The organism is Paenibacillus tuaregi, assembly GCF_900086655.1.
GTDB classification, from domain to species: domain Bacteria; phylum Bacillota; class Bacilli; order Paenibacillales; family Paenibacillaceae; genus Fontibacillus; species Fontibacillus tuaregi.
On sequence record NZ_LT575476.1, the window covers coordinates 5,555,466 to 5,561,930 of the forward strand.

Annotated in this window: 5 protein-coding genes (1 of these 5 cut by a window edge); 4 read left to right on the forward strand and 1 reads right to left on the reverse strand. The window is 48.4% G+C overall.

Annotation, left to right across the window (positions count from 1 at the left end; genetic code table 11):
* The first annotated feature begins 64 nt into the window (after positions 1-64).
* From recF to gyrB, 3 genes are read left to right on the forward strand one after another with little or no spacing between them, the layout of a single operon-like run.
* Positions 65-1,177, forward strand: a complete 1,113-nt coding sequence (gene recF / locus BN6628_RS25080; RefSeq protein ID WP_068621655.1) for a DNA replication/repair protein RecF — start codon at positions 65-67, stop codon at positions 1,175-1,177.
* Positions 1,178-1,191: 14 nt separating this feature from the next.
* Positions 1,192-1,443, forward strand: a complete 252-nt coding sequence (remB, locus tag BN6628_RS25085) for an extracellular matrix regulator RemB (RefSeq protein ID WP_068621657.1) — start codon at positions 1,192-1,194, stop codon at positions 1,441-1,443.
* Between the two features lie 38 nt (positions 1,444-1,481).
* Positions 1,482-3,392 carry a DNA topoisomerase (ATP-hydrolyzing) subunit B gene (gene gyrB, locus BN6628_RS25090; protein WP_068621659.1) on the forward strand — a complete coding sequence of 637 codons (1,911 nt, stop codon included), beginning with the start codon at positions 1,482-1,484 and terminating at the stop codon, positions 3,390-3,392.
* Positions 3,393-3,444: 52 nt separating this feature from the next.
* Here the strand turns inward: gyrB and BN6628_RS25095 are convergent, their stop codons facing one another.
* Complete coding sequence (locus tag BN6628_RS25095; RefSeq protein ID WP_068621661.1) at positions 3,445-4,287, reverse strand: YheC/YheD family protein; 843 nt, start codon at positions 4,285-4,287, stop codon at positions 3,445-3,447.
* A gap of 473 nt (positions 4,288-4,760) precedes the next feature.
* Here BN6628_RS25095 and gyrA point away from each other — a divergent pair, with 473 nt between their 5' ends.
* Positions 4,761-6,465 carry the 5' portion of a DNA gyrase subunit A gene (gene gyrA / locus BN6628_RS25100; RefSeq protein ID WP_068621663.1) on the forward strand. The gene runs 830 nt beyond the window's last position, so only the first 1,705 of its 2,535 coding nucleotides appear in the window; it begins with the start codon at positions 4,761-4,763; its stop codon lies off the right edge, out of view.

Here is a 6,465-nt window from a genome sequence, read left to right on the forward strand (position 1 = left end):
CCTGGTAATCCGCGTTACTGCCCTACCCGGGAAAGGCAGCGTAAGATGAGGGGGTAACCGTTCAATGTTTGTCAAAAATTTAAATCTACAGCATTACCGCAACTATAATGAGCTGAAGATGGATTCCTTCGGCAGTGTCAACCTGATCATTGGCCGGAATGCTCAGGGGAAGACGAACCTGCTCGAGGCCATCTTTGTACTGGCCCTCACGAAGTCGCACCGGACAAGCAAGGACAAGGAGCTTATCGCATTCCAGGAGAATGCGGCCCATCTAGGTGCTGAAGTGGACAAGCAGTATGGAGCTGTGACTTTGGAGCTGAGGCTGTCCCCCCAGGGGAAGAAGGCTAAGATCAACGGCTTGGAGCAGCGGAAGCTGAGCGACTTCATCGGAGCGCTGAATGTGGTGATGTTCGCTCCAGAGGATCTGGAGATTGTTAAGGGGACTCCTGGCATCAGACGGCGATTCCTGGATATGGAGATTGGACAGGTTACACCAAGTTATCTGTATCATCTGCAGATGTATCAGAAAGTTCTGATTCAACGCAACAACATGCTTAAGCAATCTTGGGGCAGTGGGAGCGACATGTCCACGATGCTGGAGATTTGGAATGAGCAGCTGGCCGAGCATGGTGTTAAAATTATCAGGAAAAGGAAACAATTTATAAGAAAGCTGCAAAAGTGGGCCTCTGATATCCATCAGGGCATAACGAACGGAACGGAAAAGCTCGAGCTCGCTTATCTGCCTTCCTTCGGAGAGGCAGAGGAAGAAGATGAAGCTGTCTTATTGCGGCAGTTTATGATAAAGTTATCACAAATGAAGGATCAGGAGATGCGCCGGGGCATGACGCTTGCAGGACCGCACCGGGACGATCTGGCCTTCCATATCAACGGCAAAGAAGCCCAAGTTTATGGGTCTCAGGGCCAGCAGAGAACAACGGCCCTCTCCCTGAAGCTGGCGGAAATCGAGCTGATTCATGAGGAGATCGGAGAATACCCGGTTCTCCTTCTTGATGATGTTCTTTCTGAGCTGGACCCGTACCGCCAGACTCAATTGATTGAGACCTTTCAAAGCAAAGTACAGACGTTCATTACCGCTACCGGGATTGAGACGATCAATGCCGGCAAGCTGAAGGACGCCGGTATTTATCATGTCCAGGACGGACAAGTAAATAGCTAGGATGGAGGAACGGTATGTACATTCATTTAGGCGGAGAGAAGATTATTTCTTCTGCTGAGCTTGTCGCTATTTTTGATATATCTGTCGAGAAGTCTTCGAAAATCTCCAAGCAATTCGTAACCCATGCGCTCAAGATGAAACAGGTGGTTCACATCAGTGAGGAAGAATCGAAGTCGATCGTGGTGACGAAGCAGACTGTGTACTATTCACCGATCTCCTCAGCTACGCTCAAGAAGCGGGCACATCATTTTTTTGCAAATGCGTAAATGCAGCAACTGAATTTCTATAAGAAGCAGGTGAAAGCATGTCGATGAATGAACAATCCTATGATGAGAATCAGATACAGGTGCTGGAGGGCCTAGAAGCCGTACGGAAACGTCCAGGTATGTATATCGGCTCTACCAGCGCCAGAGGTCTGCATCATTTGGTATGGGAAATCGTGGACAATAGTATTGATGAAGCGCTGGGAGGTTACTGCGACCACATCGATGTTATTGTGCACCAGGACAACAGTGTGACGGTTATTGATAACGGACGCGGAATTCCGGTAGGAGAACATCCGAAGCTGAAGCGTTCCACGCTGGAAGTAGTCATGACTGTGCTTCACGCCGGCGGTAAATTCGGCGGTGGAGGATACAAGGTATCCGGCGGTCTGCACGGGGTGGGCGTATCGGTTGTAAACGCACTGTCCGAGAAGGTTGTTGTTGAAGTCAAGCGGGACGGTCATATCCATCAGCAGGAATATCGGCGCGGTGTGCCTCAGTATGATCTGCGCATTATTGGTGACACGGATGAGACAGGAACCAAAACAACGTTTGTGCCGGATCCGGAAATCTTCACCGAGACAACCGTCTTTGATTACGATATTCTGCTTACGCGTATCCGCGAGCTGGCCTTCCTGAACAAAGGAATATCCATCTCCCTGCATGATGAGCGGACAGGACAGTCCAATTCGTTCAAATACGAAGGCGGAATCAGTGAATACGTACAGTTTCTGAATCAGAACAAAGAAGCTCTTCATGAGAATCCGATTTATGTCGAAGGTTCAAGAGACATGATTCAGGTGGAGGTTGCTCTCCAGTACAATGACAGCTATACCGAGAATATTTACTCATTTGCCAATAATATTAATACACATGAGGGCGGTACCCACGAATCCGGATTCAAGAGTGCTCTAACCCGGATTATTAACGACTATGCCCGCAAATATAACCTGATCAAGGATAGTGACTCCAATCTTACCGGTGATGATGTTCGTGAAGGCCTGACCGCGATTATCTCGGTGAAGATTCCTGAACCTCAGTTCGAAGGTCAGACGAAGACGAAGCTCGGGAACAGTGAAGTGCGCGGCATCGTGGAATCCCTGTTCGCTGAGAAGCTTCAGGAATTCATGGAGGAGAACCCTTCGGTCTCCAAGCGGATTCTGGAGAAAGCGCTGCAAGCCTCCCGGGCCCGTGAAGCGGCCCGTAAGGCACGGGAACTGACCCGGCGCAAGAGTGCGCTGGAAGTCAGCTCGCTGCCGGGTAAACTTGCTGACTGCTCCTCCAAGGATGCTTCTATCAGTGAGCTGTACATTGTCGAAGGGGACTCTGCGGGAGGTTCGGCCAAGCAGGGGCGCGATCGTCATTTTCAGGCGATTCTGCCGCTCCGTGGTAAGATCCTGAATGTGGAGAAAGCTCGCCTTGACCGTATTCTCGGCAATGCCGAGATCCGGGCGATTATCACCGCTCTGGGTACCGGTATCGGAGATGATTTCGATCTTGAGAAAGCCCGTTATCACAAGGTCATTATTATGACCGATGCGGACGTGGACGGGGCGCATATCCGTACTCTGATGCTAACCTTCTTTTATCGTTATATGCGCAAGATCATTGAAGCTGGTTACGTGTATATTGCACAGCCGCCGCTCTTCAAGATTGAACGCAATAAGACGGTCCGTTATGCGGGCTCCGAGAAGGAACGTGACGAGATCATCGCTGAATTTGGTGAGAACGCCAAGGTCAACATTCAGCGCTACAAAGGATTGGGCGAGATGAATGCCACGCAGCTGTGGGAGACAACGATGGACCCGGAAAGCCGGACTATGCAGCAGGTCTCCATTGCGGATGCCATTCAGGCTGACTCGATCTTCGATACGCTGATGGGTGACAATGTCGAGCCGCGGCGTGATTTCATTCAGGAACATGCCAAATATGTGACCAACCTTGATTTTTAATTGATGAAGCTGCAGCCTATGGCTGTGGCTTTTTTGTTGTGCACGGATCTCGTTACCGGAATGATGCGCTTCTTGACCTGGAGAACCTTCCATAATGAATCGCGTATTTCCGGATTCTCTTGTAAATGTTTTTATCCTTGAGTTCTTTAAATGGGAAAAGCGCAGGCAGTGTGTTTACCTCCAGAATCCAGGCTTTGAAACCTGCGTCTACCGCTACATCCAGTCCGAGCTCTTTAAGCCGTGGATATGCACTCTGGAGTTGGTATCCAACCAGAGTTCCGATTTGCCGGAGTTCTTGAATCATAAGCTGGAGCTGGCGTTCATTCATATGTGGACCCAATAAGTGCTCAATTGGAAGAGCGGTTCCTCCCCCGTGGTGGTTTGTAATAATCTTTTGATGCGCGGCCACACGCCCGATATAACCGGTTGTTTCCCACTCTCCTTTGAGGTTTTTTTGAACAAGCACCCGAAGGTCAAATTTACGTCTTTGATAGGTCAGCATGTCAATCCCTTGCTGGATGAGATACTCTCGTCCTTGGATTTTGTGAATCAAGACGGCATACAACTCATCAATGCTCAGATAGGTTTGGGTTTGCACACCATAACGATGCTTATACGACGGAGGAAGCGGTGAAGGCTCCTGTATTTGCGGTACCTGCGGTTCAGCTTGGGGCGATGTATCGCTAGTGAGCGGTCCGTTATACTCCGCGCTCATAACCCCTTGACCGTAGGTGCCTCTATCCGGCTTGATGTAGACCAGCCCATATTTATGGATCATCGTGTTTAGATTTTCGAGCGAGAATTTCTGGGTCTCGGGAATATAGACTTGAAGATGCGGGCCCTGCAGTAGAATTTGAGTTTTTTGCCACTTGCTTGCTATTCGTTGAATTCTCAAGTTCAATTTCCTTCCTTTCCCTCAGCAGGTGATGGTTATCCATGGATACACGAAAAACATAGGACAGAAGAGAAAAACAATGATATAATTATAAGATATGGGGATTTTTCAAGTTTTTTGGACAATTCAGGAATGCCTATGCTTGTAGTGTATGTGAATGGTGGGCAAGGGGAATGGACACATCCCCAATTTTCATCAAACGCATGAAGAAAAGGAAGTTTTACGAAGCTAACGTTTAATTGTGCTTATATCGTGAAAGTAATATAATAAATGTTAGTGGTTTTCAGGCGTTTAAGCCGATTTAACGGCTTTTTTCATACTTAAGTGGATTGATCTTGAGACTGATTTACAGGTCTATTTGTACAGCTCACTCCGCATACAAGACGATCGGAATGAACGGCTGACAGCAGCTGTTGATTTAGCGGATGGGTTTAACCAAATAGGCATTTTGGAAGATGATAAGGAGGTACAGCATGGCGGAAGAGAAACACTCGCAAATTATAGATCGGGATATTGGTGTGGAGATGCGTGAATCCTTTATGGATTACGCGATGAGCATCATTGTTAGCCGTGCCCTCCCGGATGTTCGGGACGGGCTTAAGCCGGTTCACCGCCGTATTTTATACGCCATGAATGAATTAGGCATGTCACCGGACAAGCCTTACAAGAAATCCGCCAGAATCGTAGGCGAAGTTATTGGTAAGTACCACCCTCACGGGGACTCTGCTGTATACGAATCCATGGTGCGGATGGCTCAGGATTTTGCAATGCGTACCATGCTTGTAGATGGACATGGCAACTTCGGTTCAATTGACGGTGATATGGCTGCGGCCATGCGATATACGGAGGCACGTCTATCCAAGATTGCGATAGAAATGCTCCGTGATATCAATAAAGAGACCATTGATTTCATGCCGAACTACGACGGGGAAGAGCAGGAACCTGTTGTCTTGCCGGCACGTTTTCCAAACCTGCTTGTTAACGGGGTAACCGGGATTGCGGTGGGGATGGCTACAAACATACCGCCACACAATCTGGGTGAGGTGATCGATGGGGTTCAGGCATTAATCAAGAATCCAGAGATTACTTCCCTGGAACTGATGGATTACATTCAAGGACCGGATTTCCCGACTGGAGGCTTTATCCTTGGCCGCTCGGGTATACGTCAGGCTTATACAACGGGCCGTGGATCGGTTACAATGCGTGCCAATGCAACCATAGAAGAGAATAACAATAAGGCACGGATCATTGTGCATGAGATTCCATATCAGGTTAATAAAGCTCGCCTTGTCGAGAAAATTGCCGAACTTGTCCGTGAGAAGCGGATTGAGGGAATTACGGATCTGCGTGATGAATCTGACCGCAACGGTATGCGTATCGTGATTGAGCTCCGCCGGGATGTAAATCCGAATGTGGTGCTCAATAACCTGTATAAGCATACAGCGATGCAGTCCACCTTCGGAATCAATATGCTGGCGATTGTGAATAAGGAACCGAAGATTCTGACTCTTCGTGAGGTTCTGCATTATTATCTCCAGCACCAAATTGAGGTTATTCGCCGCAGGACTGAATTTGATCTGAAAAAGGCTGAGGCACGTGCACACATTCTGGAAGGTTTGCGGATTGCGCTTGACCATCTGGATGAAGTGATCGCACTGATCCGCAGTTCCCAGACGGCGGAAATTGCCCGTGAAGGACTCATTGAACGGTTTGGCTTGAGCTTTGAACAAGCTCAGGCGATCCTGGATATGCGTCTACAGCGTCTGACAGGACTTGAACGCGAGAAGATTGAAAATGAATATAACGAACTGCTTAAGAAAATTGCGGAATACCGCGAGATTCTTGCTAATGAATCTCTTGTTCTTGAGATCATTGATCAGGAATTACAAGAGATTAAAGAGAAATTCACGGATGATCGCCGTACCGTCATTACCGTAGGGGAAGAGAGTATTCTCGATGAAGACCTGATCCCTCGGGAGGATGTGGTCATTACCATTACGCATACCGGCTATATCAAGCGTCTGCCTGTATCCACTTACCGGAGCCAGAAACGCGGAGGCCGGGGCGTGGTTGGCATGGATACTAAGGATAGCGACTTCGTGGAGCATTTATTTGTAACGAACTCACATCACTATCTGATGTTCTTTACGGATAAAGGGAAGGCTTACCGGATTAAAG